17 protein-coding genes and 1 riboswitch are annotated in these 19590 nt (G+C 69.9%); of the genes, 9 read left to right on the top strand and 8 right to left on the bottom strand.

From position 1 onward, the window contains the following. Positions 1-32: 32 nt before the first annotated feature. Positions 33-1310 (bottom strand): extracellular solute-binding protein, encoded by a 1278-nt coding sequence (locus IPT68_RS24145; RefSeq protein WP_189696462.1) that lies wholly within the window; start codon positions 1308-1310, stop codon positions 33-35. A 395-nt stretch (positions 1311-1705) separates the two neighbouring features. Between IPT68_RS24145 and IPT68_RS24140 the strand changes: the two genes are divergently transcribed. From IPT68_RS24140 to IPT68_RS24110, 8 genes are all read left to right on the top strand, one after another. After that, positions 1706-2470, top strand: a complete 765-nt coding sequence (locus tag IPT68_RS24140) for a GntR family transcriptional regulator (protein ID WP_189696461.1) — start codon at positions 1706-1708, stop codon at positions 2468-2470. A 77-nt stretch (positions 2471-2547) separates the two neighbouring features. Then, entirely contained in the window at positions 2548-4692 is a 2145-nt protein-coding gene (locus IPT68_RS24135; RefSeq protein ID WP_189696460.1) for a carbon starvation CstA family protein, read from the top strand. Next, entirely contained in the window at positions 4673-4864 is a 192-nt protein-coding gene (locus tag IPT68_RS34235) for a YbdD/YjiX family protein (protein WP_228040600.1), read from the top strand. Before IPT68_RS24135 ends, IPT68_RS34235 begins: the two co-directional genes overlap by 20 nt. 99 nt (positions 4865-4963) lie before the next feature. Beyond that, positions 4964-5227: a DUF3311 domain-containing protein gene (locus IPT68_RS24130; protein WP_189696459.1), complete on the top strand. Its 264-nt coding sequence runs from the start codon at positions 4964-4966 to the stop codon at positions 5225-5227. Continuing rightward, positions 5224-6834 (top strand): monocarboxylate uptake permease MctP, encoded by a 1611-nt coding sequence (gene mctP / locus IPT68_RS24125; protein WP_189696458.1) that lies wholly within the window; start codon positions 5224-5226, stop codon positions 6832-6834. The genes IPT68_RS24130 and mctP overlap by 4 nt, the downstream gene beginning before the upstream one ends. Positions 6835-6951: 117 nt before the next feature. Beyond that, complete coding sequence (locus IPT68_RS24120) at positions 6952-7458, top strand: GNAT family N-acetyltransferase (RefSeq protein ID WP_189696457.1); 507 nt, start codon at positions 6952-6954, stop codon at positions 7456-7458. 53 nt (positions 7459-7511) lie between these two features. Continuing rightward, a riboswitch (cobalamin riboswitch) is annotated at positions 7512-7636 on the top strand. A 124-nt stretch (positions 7637-7760) separates the two neighbouring features. Beyond that, positions 7761-10109 carry a ribonucleoside-diphosphate reductase subunit alpha gene (locus IPT68_RS24115; RefSeq protein ID WP_189696456.1) on the top strand — a complete coding sequence of 783 codons (2349 nt, stop codon included), beginning with the start codon at positions 7761-7763 and terminating at the stop codon, positions 10107-10109. Beyond that, the gene (locus IPT68_RS24110) at positions 10109-11122 is read left to right on the top strand and encodes a ribonucleotide-diphosphate reductase subunit beta (RefSeq protein WP_189696455.1); all 1014 of its coding nucleotides are present in this window, start codon (positions 10109-10111) and stop codon (positions 11120-11122) included. The genes IPT68_RS24115 and IPT68_RS24110 overlap by 1 nt, the downstream gene beginning before the upstream one ends. Here the strand turns inward: IPT68_RS24110 and IPT68_RS24105 are convergent. Continuing rightward, the gene (locus tag IPT68_RS24105; RefSeq protein WP_189696454.1) at positions 11035-11277 is read right to left on the bottom strand and encodes a hypothetical protein; all 243 of its coding nucleotides are present in this window, start codon (positions 11275-11277) and stop codon (positions 11035-11037) included. The genes IPT68_RS24110 and IPT68_RS24105 overlap by 88 nt on opposite strands. A 93-nt stretch (positions 11278-11370) precedes the next feature. On the opposite strand from IPT68_RS24105, the gene IPT68_RS24100 reads away from it, so the two are divergent. Then, a complete protein-coding gene (locus IPT68_RS24100; protein ID WP_189696453.1) occupies positions 11371-12333 on the top strand; it encodes a GlxA family transcriptional regulator in 963 nt (320 codons plus the stop codon). Between the two features lie 16 nt (positions 12334-12349). Here the strand turns inward: IPT68_RS24100 and IPT68_RS24095 are convergent, their stop codons facing one another. The 6 genes from IPT68_RS24095 to IPT68_RS24070 all read right to left on the bottom strand — a co-directional run bounded on the left by IPT68_RS24095 (position 12350) and on the right by IPT68_RS24070 (position 19529). After that, entirely contained in the window at positions 12350-13729 is a 1380-nt protein-coding gene (locus IPT68_RS24095) for a bifunctional albaflavenone monooxygenase/terpene synthase (RefSeq protein ID WP_189696452.1), read from the bottom strand. Then, the gene (gene cyc1, locus IPT68_RS24090) at positions 13726-14811 is read right to left on the bottom strand and encodes an epi-isozizaene synthase (protein WP_189696451.1); all 1086 of its coding nucleotides are present in this window, start codon (positions 14809-14811) and stop codon (positions 13726-13728) included. The genes IPT68_RS24095 and cyc1 overlap by 4 nt, the downstream gene beginning before the upstream one ends. Positions 14812-15090: 279 nt before the next feature. Next, positions 15091-15741: a peptide deformylase gene (gene def, locus IPT68_RS24085; RefSeq protein WP_189696450.1), complete on the bottom strand. Its 651-nt coding sequence runs from the start codon at positions 15739-15741 to the stop codon at positions 15091-15093. Positions 15742-15894: 153 nt separating this feature from the next. Further along, entirely contained in the window at positions 15895-16875 is a 981-nt protein-coding gene (locus IPT68_RS24080; protein WP_189696449.1) for a tetratricopeptide repeat protein, read from the bottom strand. Positions 16876-16980: 105 nt separating this feature from the next. Further along, positions 16981-18219: an HD-GYP domain-containing protein gene (locus IPT68_RS24075; RefSeq protein ID WP_228039838.1), complete on the bottom strand. Its 1239-nt coding sequence runs from the start codon at positions 18217-18219 to the stop codon at positions 16981-16983. Continuing rightward, positions 18216-19529 (bottom strand): HD-GYP domain-containing protein, encoded by a 1314-nt coding sequence (locus tag IPT68_RS24070; protein WP_189696447.1) that lies wholly within the window; start codon positions 19527-19529, stop codon positions 18216-18218. Before IPT68_RS24070 ends, IPT68_RS24075 begins: the two co-directional genes overlap by 4 nt. Positions 19530-19590 lie beyond the last annotated feature (61 nt).

Genomic DNA, 19590 nt, shown 5'->3' with positions numbered 1-19590 from the left:
CGCTGCACGTGCGGCCCCCGCCCCCGAGGCGGTCAGCTCTCCTGCGACAGGCGCTTGTTGAACTCGTCCTCGACCTGCTTGGCGGCCTCGGCCGGGGTCTTGCCGTTCAGCACGGCGGTCATGTAGGTCTTGATCGGGTTGGGCGCGTTCTCGACCGCGGCCCACTCCGGGATCAGCGGCGTGGTGCCACCGCCCGCGGCGGCCGGCGCGGCGGCCTCGGCGGCGGCGTTGCCCGTGAGGTTGGACTGCAGCGACTCCTTGTTCGGGATGACGCCGTTGAGCTTGGCCAGCTGGCCCTCGTACTGGTCGCTGAGGGCGATCCTCAGGAACTCCTTGGCCAGCTCCTGCTTCTGGCTGCCCGCGGCGACCGCGAGGTTGGAGCCACCGAGGAAGACACCCTCGGGCTTGTCGGCCGTGGCGCCCGGGATGGTGAAGTAGCCGATCTCCTTCTCGATCTCCGGGTTGGCCTCGATCGCGATGCCGGCTTCCCAGCCCATGCCGATGAAGGCGCCGACGTCGCCCTTGCCGAAGACCTCACCCTGCTGCGGGGTGGCCTCGTCCTTGTCCTTGGGCGCCTTGGACAGGGCCTGGAACTTCTTGTACGTCTCCATGGCGGCGGCGACCTTCGGGTCGGCGAGGTTGGAGACGTACATGTCGCCGTCCTTCTTGACCAGTTCGCCGCCCTCGCCGACCACCAGGCCGACGAAGTGGTACCAGTTCTGGCCGGGCAGGTAGATCGGCTCGGCGTCGGTCTTGTCGCCGATCGTCTTCAGGGCGTCGTAGAACTCGTCGCGGGTCTTGGGCGTGTCCTTGATGCCGGCGTCGGCCCAGACCTTCTTGTTGTAGATGACGACGCGGTTGGCGAAGTACCAGGGCGCGGCGTACTGCTTGCCCTCGAACACCGAGGAGTTGTTCAGGGACTCGGTCCACTCGCCGCCGATCTCGGCCTTGAGGTCGGCCAGGTCGGCGAGGCCGCCGGTCTTGGCGTAGGCCGGGGTCTGGGTGTTGCCGATCTCGAAGACGTCCGGCGGGTTCTCCTCGGACAGGGCGGTGGTCAGCTTCTGCTGGATGCCGTTCCACTGCTGGATCTCGAACTTGACCTTCGCCTTGGTCTTCTTCTCGAAGGCGGCGGCGACGTCCTTCTGCCACTGGTCCGGCGAGGAGCCGTCCATCACCCACACGGTGAGCGTCTGGCCCGCGTAGCCGTCCGCCCCGGCCTTGCCCTCGTCGTCGCCCTTGTCGCCCCCGCACGCCGCAATGGAGACCATCATCGCCGCGACACCGATCGCGGATATCAGCTTGCGCTTCACGCCACCCTCCTCAGGGATGCCACAAACCCCCCTCGTCCCCGCGGTGACTGACGTACCGCCCTGGGGCCGGGACCTGGACCAATGGTGTAGACCAGTACGGGGAGCTTGGCCCAGACCATAGGGCGTGTCAAGGGTCTCGAGTACGCCCCCACCAGCCGTTATGGGACCTACATATGCAGGAACCTTTAAGTAAGAACCCGTCGAAAAGAGCGGCCCAACCGGCCTCCGCCAGGTAGACCACATGGTCGTCGTGGACTAGACCATACGAGGCGGCGACGGTATACAGGGGGGATCACGGAGCGTGCGGGGGAATCTCTCGCGCGCGGCCGTGCCACGATGTGAGCCGTGACCGACGGACGTCGGTCGTGTCGGTACGTGAGCCGGGAAGGCGGAGCATGAGCACTGAGGTCAGCAGTGCGGAGAACGAGAGCGGGACGCCCGTCCGTACCGCACGCGTGCCCAAGTACTACCGCCTGAAGAAGCATCTGCTCGACATGACGGAGACCCTGCCGCCCGGCACGCCGGTCCCGCCGGAGCGCACGCTGGCCGCGGAGTTCGACACCTCCCGCACGACCGTGCGCCAGGCCCTGCAGGAGCTGGTGGTCGAGGGGCGGCTGGAGCGGATCCAGGGCAAGGGCACGTTCGTCGCGAAGCCGAAGGTCTCGCAGGCGCTGCAACTCACCTCGTACACCGAGGACATGCGCGCCCAGGGGCTGGAGCCCACCTCCCAGCTGCTGGACATCGGCTACATCACCGCCGACGACCGGCTCGCCGAGCTGCTCGACATCACCGCCGGCGGCCGGGTCCTGCGCATCGAGCGGCTGCGCATGGCCAACGCCGAGCCGATGGCCATCGAGACCACCCACCTGAGCGCCAAGCGCTTCCCGGCCCTGCGCCGCAGCCTCGTCAAGTACACGTCCCTGTACACCGCGCTGGCCGAGGTGTACGACGTCCACCTCGCCGAGGCCGAGGAGACGATCGAGACCTCGCTGGCCACGCCCAGGGAGGCGGGACTGCTGGGCACCGACGTCGGCCTGCCGATGCTGATGCTGTCCCGCCACTCGCTGGACCGCGACGGCAATCCGGTGGAGTGGGTGCGCTCGGTCTACCGCGGCGACCGCTACAAGTTCGTGGCACGACTGAAGAGGCCCGAGGCATAACCCTGTCCGCGGTGTAGCGCAGATCACATCGCCTGCCCTACGGTCCTCCCGTCATCGCATCGACGGGAGGACGACCCGTGCGCACAGCGAACCCCCGAACCATCGTCATCTGGAGCCTCGTCGCCCTCGTCGGCGCCCTCGGCTGGACCGTGCTCGCGCTGTCGCGCGGTGAGGAGGTCTCGGCCGCCTGGATGGTCGCGGCCGCCCTCGGTTCGTACGCGATCGCGTACCGGTTCTACGCCAGGTTCATCGCGTACCGGGTGCTCAAGGTCGACCGGACCCGCGCCACCCCGGCGGAACGGCTCGACAACGGCATCGACTACCACCCCACCGACCGCCGCGTCCTGCTCGGCCACCACTTCGCGGCCATCGCCGGCGCCGGACCCCTCGTCGGCCCCGTGCTCGCCGCCCAGATGGGTTATCTGCCGGGCACGATATGGATCGTCGCCGGCGTCATCTTCGCGGGTGCGGTGCAGGACATGGTGGTGCTGTTCTTCTCGACCCGCCGGGACGGCCGCTCGCTCGGCCAGATGGCCCGGGAGGAGATCGGCCCGTTCGGCGGGGCGGCGGCGCTGCTCGCCGCGTTCGCCATCATGATCATCCTGCTCGGCGTGCTGGCCCTGGTCGTCGTCAACGCCCTCGCGGCCTCCCCCTGGGGCACCTTCTCCATCGCGATGACCATCCCGATCGCCCTGCTGATGGGCTTCTACCTGCGCGTCCTCAGGCCCGGCCGGGTCGCCGAGGTGTCGCTGATCGGCGTCGGCCTGCTGCTGCTCGCGCTGGTCGCGGGCCGTTGGGTCGCCGAGTCGTCCTGGGCGGAGACTTTCACGCTCGCCCCGTCGACACTGGTGATCTGGCTGGTGGCGTACGGCTTCATCGCCTCGATCCTGCCGGTCTGGATGCTGCTCGCCCCGCGTGACTACCTCTCCACCTTCATGAAGATCGGCACGATCGTGCTGCTCGCCGTCGGCGTCGTGGTCGCGCTGCCGACGCTGAGGATGGACGCGGTCACCGGCTTCGCCTCCCGCGGCGACGGCCCGGTCTTCGCCGGTTCGCTGTTCCCGTTCGTCTTCATCACGATCGCCTGCGGAGCCCTGTCCGGCTTCCACTCCCTCATCTCGTCCGGCACGACCCCGAAGATGATCCAGAAGGAGACGCAGGTCCGGATGATCGGATACGGCTCCATGCTGATGGAGTCGTCCGTCGCGGTGATGGCGCTGATCGCGGCCAGCATCATCGACCCGGGCCTGTACTTCGCGATGAACGCGCCCGCCGGCGTCATCGGCACCACCGTGGAGAGCGCCTCGCAGGTCGTCAGCGGCTGGGGCTACCAGATCTCGCCCGACCAACTGGCCGCGGCGGCGCGGAGCGTCGAGGAGTCCACGCTGCTGTCCCGCACCGGCGGCGCGCCCACACTGGCGGTCGGCGTCGCGGAGATCTTCTCCACGGTCACCGGTGACGGCCTCAAGGCGTTCTGGTACCACTTCGCGATCATGTTCGAGGCGCTGTTCATCCTGACCGCGCTGGACGCCGGCACGCGTGTGGGCCGGTTCATGCTCCAGGACACCCTCGGCAACGTCTACAAGCCCTTCCGGAACGTCAGCTGGAAGCCCGGCCTGATCATCACCAGCGCGGTCGTGTGCGGGCTGTGGGGCTACTTCCTGTGGGTGGGCGTCCACGAGCCCCTGGGCGGCATCAACCAGCTGTTCCCGATCTTCGGCATCTCCAACCAGCTCCTCGCGGCCGTCGCGCTGGCGGTCTGCACGACGCTCCTCATCAAGTCCGGCCGCCTGAAGTGGGCCTGGGTCACCGGTGTCCCGCTCGTCTGGGACGCGGTGGTGACCCTGACCGCCAGTTGGCAGAAGGTCTTCTCCAGCGACCCCAGGGTCGGCTTCTTCAAGCAGCGCCAGGTCTTCCAGGACGCCATCGACCGGGGCGAGATCCTGCCGCCGGCCAAGTCCATGGACGACATGCACACCGTCGTCACCAACTCCACGGTGGACGGCGTCCTGTCCGCCGTACTCGCCCTGCTGATCGTCGTCGTGATCGTGGACGCGGCGCGGATCTGCGTCCGGCATGTCCGCCGGCCCGCGCTCACCACGCTCAGCGAGGCGCCGCACGTCGAGTCGAGGATCGTGGCACCGGCCGGCCTGTTCGCCACGCCGGAGGAGAAGGAGGAGGAGCGCCGTGCGACCGTCGGCACTGCTGCGCCGGCTGACTAGCGGGGTGCGCTGGTACGTCCGCGAGCTGACCGACGAGTCGGCATACGACCGCTATGTCGCGCACATCCGTGAAGGCCACCCGGATGCGGAGGTGCCGTCCCGACGGGAGTTCGAGCGAATGCGGACAGAAGGGCAGGAAAGGGACCCTCGGCAGGGCTTCCGCTGCTGCTGAGATACCGGTATCTGAACGAGGGCTTCCGGTAACGGGACACCGTGACCTACATTGCCTGCGTTTTACGCCAGGTAATTTGCGAGGGGACGGAGCCGTCAGATGTCAGATGCCCCAGATGTGAACAGAGGGCCGGTGGTGACGCCCGTGCGCGTCGCCGTCGCCCTCTGCTTGATAGCACCCTTCGTGGCCATGCTCTGGGTGGGCTCGTACGCGAAGGTGGAGCCGACGTTGATCGGCATCCCGTTCTTCTACTGGTACCAGATGGCCTGGGTCGTGATCTCCACCGGGCTCACCATGATCGCGTACCGGCTGTGGCAGCGTGACCAGCGCGCCCGCAAGTCGCAGGGGGGTGCCGGAGCATGAACGACGGAGTGAACGGCGTCGCGCTCGCCGTCTTCATCCTCTTCTTCCTCGCCGTCACGGTGATGGGCTTCCTGGCCTCGCGCTGGCGCAGGGCCGAGAACGAGCACAGCCTCGACGAGTGGGGCCTGGGCGGCCGGTCGTTCGGCACCTGGATCACCTGGTTCCTGCTCGGCGGCGACCTCTACACGGCGTACACCTTCGTCGCCGTGCCGGCGGCGATCTACGCGGCGGGCGCGGCCGGCTTCTTCGCGGTGCCCTACACGATCCTCATCTACCCGCTGATGTTCGTCTTCCTGCCGCGTCTGTGGTCGGTCTCGCACAAGCACGGATACGTGACCACCTCCGACTTCGTCCGGGGCCGCTTCGGCTCCAAGGGTCTGTCCCTGGCGGTGGCGGTGACCGGCATCCTCGCGACCATGCCCTACATCGCGCTCCAACTGGTCGGCATTCAGGCCGTGCTGGACGTGATGGGCATCGGCGGCGGCGAGGACACCAACTGGTTCATCAAGGACCTGCCGCTGCTGATCGCCTTCGGCGTGCTGGCCGCGTACACGTACTCGTCGGGTCTGCGCGCGCCGGCCCTGATCGCGTTCGTCAAGGACACCCTGATCTACCTCGTCATCGCGGTCGCCATCATCTACATCCCGATCAAGCTCGGCGGCTTCGACGACATCTTCGGCGCGGCGAGCGAGAAGTACTCGGCGGCGGGTGCCGGCGGACTGGTACCGAACGCGGCCTCGCAGTGGACGTACGCCACGCTGGCACTGGGCTCGGCGCTCGCGCTGTTCATGTACCCGCACAGCGTGACGGCCGTGCTCTCCAGCCGGAGCCGGGACGTCATCCGCCGCAACTCCACGATCCTGCCGCTGTACTCGCTGATGCTCGGCCTGCTCGGCCTGCTCGGCTTCATGGCGATCGCGGCCGGCATCAAGGTGGAGAACGGCCAGCTGGCCATCCCGCAGCTGTTCGAGAACATGTTCCCGGACTGGTTCACCGGCGTCGCCTTCGCGGCGATCGGCATCGGCGCGCTGGTCCCCGCGGCCATCATGTCGATCGCCGCGGCCAACCTCTTCACCCGCAACATCTACAAGGACTTCATCAAGCGGGACGCCACGCCCGCGCAGGAGACCAAGGTCTCCAAGCTGGTGTCCCTGCTGGTGAAGGTCGGCGCGCTGGTCTTCGTCCTCGGCATGGACAAGACGGTCGCGATCAACTTCCAGCTGCTGGGCGGCATCTGGATCCTGCAGACCATGCCCGCGCTGGTGGGTGGCCTGTTCACCCGCTGGTTCCACCGCTGGGCCCTGCTGGCCGGCTGGGCGGTCGGCATGCTCTACGGCACGGTCGCGGCGTACGGGGTGGCCTCGCCGACCCAGAAGCACTTCGGCGGCTCGTCGGCGGAGATCCCCGGCATCGGGGAGATCGGTTACATCGGCCTCACCGCGTTCGTCCTCAACCTGCTGGTCACGGTGGTCCTGACCTTCGTACTGAAGGCCGCGAAGGCCCCCGAGGGCATCGACGAGACGAGCCCGGAGGACTACACGGCGGACGCCGGCGACCCCGGAGTCCAGGCGGAGCTCCCCCCGGCAACGGCTGGGGCAAGCCACTAAGAAGCGCGAGAACAGCGCCCTCAGGGGCGCGGGGAACTGCGCGAGAACCCACCACAATCCGCAGCGGGCCGCCGGCATCGAGCCATACGGCGGCCCGCTGTCGTGCACACTCCCCCCATGGACGTCCGAATCCGCCCCGCACACACCACCGAATTCGGCACCCTCGGCGAGATCACCGCCCAGGCCTACCTCCAGGACGGCCTACTCGACTTCGGTGAAAGCGACGAATACCTCCACGAACTCCGAAACGTCGCCAAAAGAGCCTCCGCCGCCGAAGTCCTGGTGGCCACCCAGGACGGCCACGTCGTCGGCGGCGTGACGTACGTGCCGCAAGGCGGCCCCATGGCCGACATTGCCCGCCCCGGAGAGGCGGAAATCCGCATGCTGGCCGTAGCGCCGGAGGCGCGAGGCCGAGGTGTCGGCGAGGCCCTCGTACGCGCCTGCGTCGAGCGCGCACGGGCCACCGACGGCTGCACGCGCATCGTCCTGTCGACCCAGCGCACCATGCGCTCGGCCCACCGCATCTACGACCGCCTGGGCTTCACCCGCACCCCCGGCCGCGACTGGAACCCGCTCCCGCACCTGGACGACATCACGCTCCTCACCTACGAGTTGACGCTCTGAAGTCATCGACGACACAACATATAGGGGTGGCTCTCGTCCCCGGCACTAGATGTATGCTCATGCTCGCTGTCGCCGCAGGGGAATCCGGTGCGAATCCGGAACTGTCCCGCAACGGTGTACTTGTGCATGTCCGTGCACAGGAGTCAGTCCGAGGACCTGCCGACAGTGCGCCCGGCCACCCGGTCCGGGTGCCCTGACGTCCGGGCCTCGTGGAATGGGCCGGTGGACGCGACGCCGCGTGCGCTCGTGTGCTGCCCCCTGCCCTCCGCAAGGCCCCCGTGCCGAGCGAGGGAGAGCCCCACGTGACCATCGCGCCAGCCGATCCGGCCTCAGCGATCCAGGAGTCCGACGGCCCCGGAACCGCGTTGCTGCGGACCCTGACGGAGCTGACCGCCGACCTCCCCGACGCCGACCCCGGCCGGGTCGCCGCCGCCGCGCTGCGCGGCCGCTCCGCGCGGGCGGACGAGACGGAGCTGCGCGAGCTGGCCACGGAGGCCGCCGCCGGTCTCATCTCCGAGGACCCCGCCTACTCGCGGCTGGCCGCCCGGCTGCTGACCCGTTCCATCGCCGCCGAGGCCGCCTCCCAAGGCGTCACGTCCTTCACCGAGTCGGTCGCCGTGGGGCACCGGGAGGGCCTCATCGCCGACCGCACGGCCGACTTCGTACGCCTGCACGCCGGCCGGCTGGACGCCCTGGTCGACCCCGAGGGCGATGACCGCTTCGGCTACTTCGGGCTGCGCACCCTGCACAGCCGTTACCTGCTCCGGCACCCGATCACCCGCAAGGTCGTCGAGACGCCCCAGCACTTCATGCTGCGCGTCGCCGCCGGCCTCGCCGAGGACGACACCCCTCGTGCGGTGGACGAGGTCGCCGCGCTCTACGGGCTCATGAGCCGCCTCGACTACCTCCCCTCCTCCCCCACCCTGTTCAACTCCGGCACCCGCCACCCGCAGATGTCGTCCTGCTACCTCCTGGACTCCCCCAAGGACGAGCTGGACTCGCTCTACGAGCGCTACCACCAGGTCGCCCGGCTCTCCAAGCACGCCGGCGGCATCGGGCTGTCCTTCTCCCGCATCCGTGCCCGCGGTTCCCTGATCCGCGGCACCAACGGCCACTCCAACGGCATCGTCCCGTTCCTGAAGACGCTCGACGCCTCGGTCGCCGCCGTGAACCAGGGCGGCCGGCGCAAGGGCGCCGCCGCGGTCTACCTGGAGACCTGGCACTCCGACATCGAGGAGTTCCTCGAGCTGCGCGACAACACCGGCGAGGACGCCCGCCGTACGCACAACCTCAACCTCGCGCACTGGGTCCCGGACGAGTTCATGCGCCGGGTGAACGCGGACGCGCCGTGGTCGCTGTTCTCGCCGTCGGACGTGCCCGAGCTGGTCGACCTGTGGGGCGAGGAGTTCGACGCCGCCTACCGCCGGGCCGAGGAGCGGGGCCTGGCGAAGAAGACGCTGCCCGCGCGCGAGCTGTACGGCCGGATGATGCGCACCCTGGCGCAGACCGGCAACGGCTGGATGACCTTCAAGGACGCCGCGAACCGGACCGCCAACCAGACCGCCGAGCCGGGCCACGTCGTGCACTCCTCGAACCTGTGCACGGAGATCCTGGAGGTCACCAGCGACGGCGAGACGGCAGTCTGCAACCTGGGGTCGGTCAACCTCGGCGCGTTCGTCACCGGGGACGGCATCGACTGGGAGCGGCTGGACGCCACCGTCCGCACCGCCGTCACCTTCCTCGACCGCGTGGTCGACATCAACTTCTACCCGACCGAGCAGGCGGGCCGCTCCAACGCCCGCTGGCGTCCCGTCGGCCTCGGCGCGATGGGCCTGCAGGACGTCTTCTTCAAGCTACGGCTGCCCTTCGACTCGCCCGAGGCCAAGGCGCTGTCCACCCGGATCGCCGAGCGCGTCATGCTCGCCGCGTACGAGGCGTCCGCCGACCTCGCCGAGCGCAACGGGCCGCTGCCCGCGTGGGACAAGACCCGTACCGCCCGGGGCGTGCTGCATCCCGACCACTTCGACGTCGAGCCGGCGTGGCCGGAGCGCTGGGCGGCGCTGCGCGAGCGGATCGCCGCGGTCGGCATGCGCAACTCCCTGCTGCTGGCCATCGCGCCCACGGCCACCATCGCCTCGATCGCCGGTGTCTACGAGTGCATCGAGCCGCAGGTGTCGAACCTGTTCAAGCGAGAGACCCTGTCCGGCGAGTTCCTGCAGGTCAACTCCTACCTGGTGCGGGAGCTCAAGGCGCTCGGCGTCTGGGACGCCCGCACCCGTGAGGCGCTGCGCGAGGCGAACGGCTCGGTGCAGGACTTCGCCTGGATCCCCGAGGACGTACGGCGGCTCTACCGCACGGCGTGGGAGATCCCGCAGCGCGGGCTGATCGACATGGCGGCCGCGCGGACCCCGTTCCTCGACCAGGCGCAGTCGCTGAACCTGTTCCTGGAGACGCCGACCATCGGCAAGCTCTCCTCGATGTACGCCTACGCCTGGAAGTCGGGCCTGAAGACGACGTACTACCTGCGCTCGCGTCCCGCGACCCGTATCGCCCGCGCGGCCCGAGCCACCGTCCCCGTACAGGCGACCCCGGACCCCGAAGCGGTCGCCTGCTCCCTGGAAAACCCCGAGTCCTGCGAGGCCTGCCAGTAATGACCACCCGTCACCAGAATCTTCTCGACCCGGGCTTCGAGCTGACCCTGCGTCCCATGCGCTACCCCGACTTCTACGAGCGCTACCGGGACGCCATCAAGAACACCTGGACCGTCGAGGAGGTCGACCTCCACTCGGACGTCGCCGACCTCGCCAAGCTGACGCCGGGCGAGCAGCACCTGATCGGCCGACTGGTCGCGTTCTTCGCGACGGGCGACTCGATCGTGGCCAACAACCTGGTGCTGACGCTGTACAAGCACATCAACTCCCCCGAGGCGCGGCTCTACCTGAGCCGTCAGCTGTTCGAGGAGGCCGTGCACGTCCAGTTCTATCTGACCCTGCTGGACACCTACCTGCCCGACCCGGACGACCGGGCGGCGGCGTTCGCGGCGGTCGAGAACATCCCGTCCATCCGCGAGAAGGCCGAGTTCTGCTTCCGGTGGATGGACTCGGTCGAGAAGCTGGACCGCCTGGAGTCCAAGGCCGACCGCCGGCGCTTCCTGCTCAACCTGATCTGCTTCGCCGCGTGCATCGAGGGCCTGTTCTTCTACGGCGCCTTCGCGTACGTCTACTGGTTCCGCAGTCGGGGCCTGCTGCACGGCCTGGCGACCGGCACCAACTGGGTGTTCCGCGACGAGACCATGCACATGAGCTTCGCGTTCGACGTGGTCGACACCGTCCGCAAGGAGGAGCCGGACCTCTTCGACGACCAGCTCCGGCAGCAGGTCACCGACATGCTGCGGGAGGCCGTCGAGGCCGAGCTGCAGTTCGCGCGCGACCTGTGCGGTGACGGCCTCCCGGGCATGAACACCGACTCGATGCGGCAGTACCTGGAGTGCGTCGCCGACCAGCGCCTGACGCGCCTCGGCTTCGCCCCGGTCCACGGCTCCGAGAACCCCTTCTCCTTCATGGAGCTCCAGGGAGTTCAGGAACTGACCAACTTCTTCGAGCGGCGTCCCTCGGCGTACCAGGTCGCGGTGGAGGGGACGGTCGACCTGGACGAGGACTTCTGATCCTTCATCTCCTCGAGGTGGTCCTGGGCCTCCCTGATCTCCCGGTCGACGCGCCGGTCGTGCGCGGCGCCGATGAGCGCGGGGAGGACCATGATCGCGAAGAGTGCGACGACGGCCAGCATTCCGATGAGTGCTTCGATCTGGTTCGCGTTCATGGACACCACTGTCGCGCTCTATGCTCCTTACCAACAGTGGCAGGACTGCCGTAGACCCTCGATTTACTGCCACCGCCGAGGCACACTGGGCGCATGCTTCAGAACGTGGCGGCCGTCCTCGTCGACGGCGTGAACCCCTTCGAGCTCGGTGTGGTCTGCGAGGTCTTCGGCATCGACCGCAGCGACGACGGACTGCCGGTCTACGACTTCGCGGTGGCCTCCGCCGAGGGGCCGGTGCTGCGGGCGAACGCCGGCTTCGCCGTGCGGGTCGAGCACGGGCTGGAGCGCCTGGAGACCGCCGACCTGATCGCCGTGCCGGCGGGCTCGGCCTACGAGTCGCGGACCTTCCCGCCCGAGCTGCTCGACGCCCTGCGCCGGGGCGTCGAGCGCGGGGCGCGGGTGCTCAGCGTGTGCTCCGGGGTCTTCGTGCTGGGGGCCGCCGGACTGCTGGACGGGCGGCGGTGCGCGGTCCACTGGCGGCACGCCGAGGAGCTGGAGCGGCAGTACCCGCGGGCGGTCGTCGAGCCGGACGTGCTCTACGTCGACGAGGACCCGGTGATCACCTCGGCCGGTACGGCCGCGGGCATCGACGCCGCCCTGCACATCGTGCGCAAGGAGCAGGGGCCGGAGGTCGCCAACAAGATCGCCCGGCGGATGGTGGTGCCGCCGCACCGGGACGGCGGCCAGGCCCAGTACATCGAGCGCCCGCTGCCCCGCTCCGAGGGCGACGCGGTCGCCGAGGTGCTGGTGTGGATGCAGCGCAACCTCGACCAGGAGGTCACCGTCGAGCAGCTCGCCGCCCGCGCCCTGATGTCCCCGCGCACCTTCGCCCGCCGCTTCCAGCAGGAGACGGGGACCACTCCGTACCGCTGGATCCTTCGCCAACGGGTGCTGTTGGCCCAGCGGTTGCTGGAAGCGACGGACGAGACGGTGGACGCGATCGCCGGCCGGACGGGGTTCGGCAACGCGGCCGCGCTGCGCCACCAGTTCGTCCGGGCGCTGGGGACCACCCCCAACGCCTACCGGCGCACGTTCAGGGGCCCGGAAGCCGCCTGACCGCACGCCCCGCGACTCACCTCGGCACAGGGGTGAGCAGCAGCTTGTGCGGGCGGAGCGTGATGCCGACCCGGGTCGCGTCATTGGAGCCGGGCACCTGCTCGAAGCGGTACTTCGTCGCCACCGCCGCCGTGATGAGCGTCAGCTGGGCCATCGAGAAGTGGTCGCTCGGGCACTTGCGATTACCCACGCTGAACGGACTCATGGCATATTTCGGCACGTCCTTGACGCGTTCCGGAAGCCATCGGTCGGGGTCGAACTCCAGGTTGTCCGCGTACGATCGCGGATCGCGCTGTATCGCGTACGGACTGTAGATGATGTCGGCTCCGGCCGGAATGCGATAGCCGCCGAGTTCCGTGTCGGTGACCGCCCGCCGGGTCAGTATCCACACGGCGGGACGCAAACGCATCGCCTCCACGACGACATTGTTCGTGTGCGTGAGCTTCCGGACGTCCGCGAATGCGACGGGCCGGCCACCGGTTACGGATTCAACTTCGTCTCGGATCCGGTCCGCGTGTTCCGGATGCTCGGCGAGCACCTGAAGCAGCCACATGATCGTGGAGGCCACGGTTTCGCTTCCCGGGGTGAGTATCGCGACCACCTGGTCGTGGATCTCCTGTTCCCCGATGGGCTCGCCATTCTCGTCCTTCGCTTCCAGCAATGCCGTCAGCAAATCGTCCGGCTTTTGACCGGATGCCCGGCGTTCGGCCACGATCTCGTCGACCAGGAGATGCAAATCGGCCAGCGCCCGGTTGAATTCGCGGTTCGCCGGGAGCGGCAGCCGGTACAGCGGCCCGAGCGGGATCACCATCCGCTGGTACATGCCGCGGAACACCGTGGCGAGGGCGAGGCACAGCCGCTCGGCGCGCTCGTCCATGTACTCGCCGCGCAGCAGGCAGCGGGCCGCGATGCGCACGGCCACCCGGAAGGACTCCGAGGTGCAGTCGACGGTCCGGCCGGGCTGCCAGCGGGTGGTGAGCGCGTGCGCCTCCTCCTCCATGATCGGCCCGTAGGCGGGGATCGCGTCGAGCCGGAACGCGGGCTGAATGGTGCGGCGTTGACGCCGGTGGCGGGGGCCGTTGGCGGTGGCCACGCCCTCCTTGCCGAGCAGGCCCTCCAAGGACTCCCACAGGGGGCCGTCGATCTTGTAGTCGGGGCTCAGCGCCAGGGCGCCGGTGAGTGCGGGGGTGGTGACGGCGTACACCGTCTTCGGGCCGAGCCGCAGCCGCACCACGTCGCCGTGGTCGCGCAGCCGCGTCATGAAGGCCAGGGGATCGCGGGCCAGCCGCCAGCCGTGGCCGAGGAGCGGGACTCCGCCGCCCGCGAGGGGCGGCTCCCGCAGCGGTGACGTCTGCTGCTGTTGCGGGGCCCGGGGCCGCACGGATTCGACGGTCATTTCTCACCTGCCGTTTCGTTGTTGACGTACGGGGGCGTGGACCGGTCGTCCCAGCTGTCGACCATGTAACGGCCGGACTCGTGGTGGAACCAGTAGACGGAGCTGAACCAGTTCCGCATATTCCCGAGGCAGGCGCGCACGGCAGCGCTCAGTTCCTTTCCGCGCACCGTGCCGTCGGCGAGGGAGTCCGCGAAGCGTAAGCCCTCCCGTTCGGCGACGAGGAAATCGGCGATGCATTCCTCGACGCGCCGCCGGACTTCGGCGATCGCCTCTTCCAGATTCAGTCCCTCATGGGTTATGAGACTGATTCCGAGATTGTGCACCTCGTCGCCCGCGATTTCCTTGGGGAGCGAACAGAGGTCGTTGTACCAGGCGGCGAACTCCTGGCTCAGCAGCGCCGCTCTCCGATACGCCGGGTGTTCCCGCACCGCCTCCGGGAGTTCCTGCCCGGCACTCGGCTCCAGCAGGTCCGTCCATATCCAGTGCGCGAAGGTGAGCCGGCGCAGCGCCAGGTATTCGTCGACCGTCGGGACGATGCCCTCGACTCGATTGCGGAATTCCTTGTCGTACGCCTCGATCACCGCGTGGAAATGCCGGGCGAAGCGCTCGTTCCAGGTGCTGGGAAGAAACGAGTACAGCCGCAGCACACTGTCCGCGAACCCCGCGACCAGCGGGTCCTCGTGGTGCAGATGGTCCTGGGGGGAGTCGAGCGCCTCGTGCAGCCGTGCCCGGAGCCCGCGCCAGGCCACGGGACGGCGGTGGACGATGTCGCGGTCGTGCCGGTCGTCCCAGACGAAGAACCACGCGCTGTAGTCCGCTATCGCCTGCAGGACGTCGTCGGGGGCGCCTATGTAGTACCCCGCCATGAGATCGGTGTAGCACAGGCCGTCGGCATATTCCTCAACCTTGTCCGCCGGCATGAGCCGTTTTTCCAGGAGCCACGCACGGGTCTTCTCCTGGAGCCTGGGCCAATACGGGTGCAATTGCCTGGGAAACGCCGCCTCGATCACCGGAAGAGACAGCGAGGGTGGGACCGGGACCGCGGTTGCGGTCGCGGTGGTGCTGTGTGGGAAAGCAGGCACGAACAAACCCCTCTCAGCCGCCAGTTGGGCACGCCCCTTCCGCTGTGCCGGGCGTGCGCCGTTGCGTTACCCCGCACTTCCATTCAGCACCACAACTGACCGATCTGGGAACGGATTTGCTTCATTCACTACCCCACAGTGCCGAGATCCTCCCGCCGCCCGACTGGTTCTGGATCACTCGCGACGCGCATCCGCTCACACGTGCGAAGGACAGACGAACGGCGCCTGATCAGGCGGAGAAACCTGATCAGACGCCGTACGGGAGAGACGGGTGAGGTGTCAGTCGTTGGCGACCACGGGGTAGCGGGGCTCGTTCTCGGCCATCTGCCGCAGCGCGTCCTTGCGTTCCCGCTTGGACAGCCGGTCGATGTAGAGGTAGCCGTAGAGGTGGTCGGTCTCGTGCTGCAAACACCGAGCGAAGTAACCGCTGCCGCGGACCTTGATCGGGTTGCCCCGCTCGTCCTGCCCGGTGACCTCGGCGTAGTCCGGTCGGGCCAGCGGCATGTACGCCGTCGGCACCGACAGGCAGCCCTCGTTGCTGTCGTCCAGCCGGCGCTTGTCGGCGGGCAGTTCGACGAGCTTGGGGTTGCAGACCACGCCGACGTGCCGGACACCCTCGTCGTCCGGGCAGTCGTAGACGAACACCTTCAGGTCGACGCCGATCTGGTTGGCGGCCAGGCCCACGCCCTCGGCGGTGCGCTGGCTGGCGAACATGTCCGCGACCAGCTGCTGGAACTCCTCACCGAAGTCGGTGACGTCCTTGCACTCCTTGTGCAGCACCGGGTTGCCGACCACGGTGATCGGCCGCGAGGTGCCCCGCTCGCGCCAGGCCGCCTCGCGCTCCTCGCACTCCTCGGTGTCGATGACGAAGCCCTCGTCGTCCACGGGGAGCACGCCCGCGTGCTGCTGATCGGTGTCCTGCTGCGCCATGACCGACGTACGCCTTCCTCGGAAATCTGGGGTGTGGTGCTGATACAGGGTACGGGGAACCCTCCCCGCCAGGGGCCGGGACCGTGTCCGACGGGGGGCTCCGCCGCGTGGACGCGGACGGCCCCCGCGCATCGCCCGGCCGGCCGGACGGCCTCAGCAGACCTCTTCCAGGTCCCGCCAGTCCCGGGAGTCGGGGCTGTCCGCGACCCACCCGTCCAGCAACCCGCGGACCAGCGAAGCCGGCGCGGCCACCCCGCACTCGCGCTCCGGGACCCACAGCTGCCCGTCCGTGCGATGGCCGAGCGGCCCCGGATGCCCGGGCTCGCTGTGGTCGTGCGGGTCCAGGTGCTCGCCGTCGCCCTCGTCGGCCGGCATCCGCGACTCCGAGCACAGCCGGCACAGCAGCCGCACCGACGACGACCAGTCCTCCGCGGCGAACCCGGCGTCCGCCGCGAGCTGCTCCAGGGAGTCCCGGTCGGCCTCCGTCGCGGCCTCCAGCAGCACCACCCAAGTGGGCACGGGCGAGGGCGCCCACAGCTCGATCTCGTCGAACACCGGGTAGGAGTGCCCGGCAGCCGTGGTCCGCTCCCCGTGCGGGACGCCGTCGTGCAGGACGACCTCGCCCCAGCGCCGCCCCGACGACGGCAGCGGGATGGACAGCACCTCGATCCGCGCCGGATCCAGCCGCCGCCCCCACACCACCTCGGCCTCGCCCTCGGGCGACAGCCGGACGGCTGCGCTGCCCAGCTCCATGCCGAGGGGCTCGCCGGAGTCCGTGGCGCCGCCGGGCACGTGCAGCCCGTACGCCTGCCAGGCGCGCCGGGCCAGCGGCCAGTCCTGCAGGGCGGTCGCGGCGATGCCGACGTTCCACCAGTCGGGTGCTCCGGTCTCCCGGTCGAGCAGGGCGACGGCCCGCAGACCGGCCGCCCGGGCCTGCTCCCAGTCGTGCCGGAACTTGTGCAGCAGCGCGAGGTTGAACCAGGACTCCGACAGCCAGGGCTCGAGATCCGCGGCCCGTGTGAGGAGCGCGCCCGCGTCCTCGTACCGACCGTCCCCGATGAGCGTGAACGCCCGGTCGGTGGCCTGCCGCCAGGAGGCGGAGGGCCGGTGCCGTCCCTTGCCGAAGATCCTCACGATTCCCGCCTGCCAGTTCCGTGGAGTGGGCCGGCCTGTGCCCCCGGACACCCTCTCCTTCGCATCCAACCACGTGCGGCTGGAGAGGCGCTCATTACCCATGGGTTACCCAGCCGAGGGCAGGGTCAGACCCTCCCTCGACAGCACCCGGGCCAGCGCCTCGACGACCTCGGGAGCGTAGTCCCCGGCGGTCCCCAGCCGCAGTTCCTCCAGCGCGGTCAAAGGCCCGCCGGGACCCGCGTCGCGCGCCTTCTCCTCGTAGGCGTTCACCGCCCGCACGATCCGGGCGGCCGGTGGCTGCTCGGGGTACGGATCGGCCTGGCGCTCGACCACCACGGCGACCTCGGCGTCCACCCCGGTCTGCCGTACGACCGCGCCGCCCAGGAGCGCGATCCGCCGCTGCTCGGCATCGGGCAGCCCGGCCGTCGCCCCGGCCGGCACCGGGTCGACCAGGCTCAGCTGCCCGATGTCGTGCATCAGCGCCGCATACTCCAGCACGGTGAGTTCCGCCTCGCTCAGCCCCAGGTCCCGCCCGACGGCGCGGCTGAGCGCGGCGACCCGGCGCGCGTGTCCCGCCGGGGTGCAGCCCGCGATCTCGGTGGCCCGGGCCAGGGAGGCGATGGTCTGCCGGTACGTCGTCCGCACGGCGGCGTACCGGCGCACGGACACCTGCGCGAGGAGCAACGGCAGACAGAACACGGGCAGCGCCCACAACCCGACGACGGCGACCGCGAGCGCCATCACGGCTCCCGTCGCACACACGGCCGAACCGATCCCGAGCATGCCGCGCAGCTCTTCCCGCAGCAGCGGCCCGAACGGCCACCCGGTGCGCAGATGCGCCGGCGCGGCGGCGAGCACGGCGTCGCACAGCGCGGTGAGGGCGAGCAGGGTGATGAGCAGCAGCGCGTAGGCAGGGCCGCTCCAGTCCGTGAACGCGCCGCTGTTGTACAGCGGTTGGAAGCACACGGCGGCGAACCCGACGGTCAGCACCCGCCGCGCCAGATGGTCGAAGACGGGCCCCCGCCCCCGGGCGACGTGCGGCACGCACCCGACCAGCGAGGCGGCCAGCACGACACTCACCACCTGCGCGACCCCGTGGGTGGTGGCCCGCCCGGCGTCCTCCCCGAGCAACGCGTACGACAACGCCCCGGCGGCCCCGAGCGGCGCGGCCTCCCTGACCTGCGGCCCGTACCAGCGGGCGAGTTCACCGAGGGCGACGAGCGCGCCGAAGGCGAGCGCGATGCCGCGCTGCTCGAGGCCGGTCCAGGAGGTGACGCCGAGGCAGACCAGGGACAGGAGGGCGGCGGAGCCGTGGATCAGCAGGAGGGCCCGGCCGTCTCTCACCGGTTCGCTCCCGTCCGGCCGGGAACGGACGGGGCGGGCGGGGGAACGCTCCGGGAGCGCATGCCGTCGGCGGTCACCACGGGGCGCCACCCGGACCGCCGTACGACCCGGACCAGCGCGGCGACCATCACCGGGTCGAACTGCCGCCCGGCGCACCGCTCGAGTTCTTCGAGCGCCAGGGGAACCGGCCGCGCCCTGCTGTAGGACCGGTTGGACGTCATCGCGTCGAACGCGTCGGCCACCGCGACCACCCGGGCCGACTCGGGGATCTGGCTGCCCGCGAGCCCGTACGGGTACCCGCTCCCGTCCAGCCGCTCGTGATGGTGCAGTACGGCGGCCCGGGCCTCCCCGAGGAACGAGATGCCGCGCACCATCTCGTGCCCGTACTCCGGATGCAGCTCGATCACCCGCCGCTCCTCGGGCGTCAGTGGCCCGTCCTTCCGCAGCAGCCGCGTGGGCACCCCCAGCTTCCCCACGTCGTGCAGGATCCCGGCGAACCGCAGGACCTCGACCCGCTCGTCGTCCATGCCCAGCTCGCGCGCGATCATCATGGAGGCCAGCCCGACCCGCTCGCTGTGCCCGCGCGTGTACCGGTCCTTGATGTCGACGGCCTGCACCAGCGCCCGGATGGTCGCCTGATGGGCCCCTCGCTCCCGGTGGTACTGCGCGAACGCCCACCACGACACACCCATCGGCAGCAGCACGAGCAGCGCGGCCACGGCCCCGTACGGGCTGCGCCACAGCACGGCCATCATCAGTCCGGCGAGCCCGTGCACACCGACCGGCGCCAGCGACCGCAGGAACAGGCCGCGCCAGGCCCGCCGGGCCGGCACCCGTTCGGCGACGACGAGGATCCCCCCGTCGAGCACCGTCAGGACCGCGCACAGCGTCAGCACCGCACCGGCCGCCGGGCCGAGGGCGTGGGCGACGTCGGACGTCACGACGGCGTCCCGGCCGCCCAGTGCCCAGAACACCCGCCCGGCCGCCCATACGGCCACCACCAGCTCGGCCGCCCGCCAGGCCCGCCGCAGCCGGGCGGGGCGCTGCGCAACGGGCGACAGCAGCGCACCCGACAGCGCGACCAGCGCGGCGGCGGGCGGGGGCAGCAGGAAGACCCCGGCGAGCAGCACGGGGTAGAAGGTGCCGGGAAACCGCCTGAGGGCGAGCCACTCCCCGCCGGCGTACAGGACGGCGAGCAGCGCCACGGCCCACCAGGGCGTCCGCAGCAGGGGCAGCGGAAGCAGGCACAGCAGCGCGCCGCCGACGACACAGGCCACGTACGCGCGTGCCCCCGCCGGAACCGCTTCCATCACGACCGCCCTCCCGGTCCGAGCCTGTCCAGGCTCCGGAGCCTAGGGCGGTGGGGGAGGG

The sequence above is a fragment of the Streptomyces chromofuscus genome, from assembly GCF_015160875.1.
Taxonomy (GTDB): domain Bacteria; phylum Actinomycetota; class Actinomycetes; order Streptomycetales; family Streptomycetaceae; genus Streptomyces; species Streptomyces chromofuscus.
The sequence above is the reverse complement of the archived record's forward strand: the minus strand, read 5'-3'. Positions and strand labels throughout refer to the sequence as shown.

Excerpts from the sequence above, each read along its gene's own strand:
- IPT68_RS24130 (WP_189696459.1), top strand. The coding sequence starts at position 4,964 with ATGTCAGATGCCCCAGATGTGAACAGAGGGCCGGTGGTGACGCCCGTG.
- IPT68_RS24110 (WP_189696455.1), top strand. The coding sequence starts at position 10,109 with ATGACCACCCGTCACCAGAATCTTCTCGACCCGGGCTTCGAGCTGACC.
- def (WP_189696450.1), bottom strand. The coding sequence starts at position 15,741 with ATGGCGCAGCAGGACACCGATCAGCAGCACGCGGGCGTGCTCCCCGTG.
- IPT68_RS24095 (WP_189696452.1), bottom strand. The coding sequence starts at position 13,729 with ATGACCGTCGAATCCGTGCGGCCCCGGGCCCCGCAACAGCAGCAGACG.
- mctP (WP_189696458.1), top strand. The coding sequence starts at position 5,224 with ATGAACGACGGAGTGAACGGCGTCGCGCTCGCCGTCTTCATCCTCTTC.
- IPT68_RS24100 (WP_189696453.1), top strand. The coding sequence starts at position 11,371 with ATGCTTCAGAACGTGGCGGCCGTCCTCGTCGACGGCGTGAACCCCTTC.
- IPT68_RS24070 (WP_189696447.1), bottom strand. The coding sequence starts at position 19,529 with ATGGAAGCGGTTCCGGCGGGGGCACGCGCGTACGTGGCCTGTGTCGTC.
- IPT68_RS24120 (WP_189696457.1), top strand. The coding sequence starts at position 6,952 with ATGGACGTCCGAATCCGCCCCGCACACACCACCGAATTCGGCACCCTC.
- IPT68_RS24105 (WP_189696454.1), bottom strand. The coding sequence starts at position 11,277 with ATGAACGCGAACCAGATCGAAGCACTCATCGGAATGCTGGCCGTCGTC.
- IPT68_RS24140 (WP_189696461.1), top strand. The coding sequence starts at position 1,706 with ATGAGCACTGAGGTCAGCAGTGCGGAGAACGAGAGCGGGACGCCCGTC.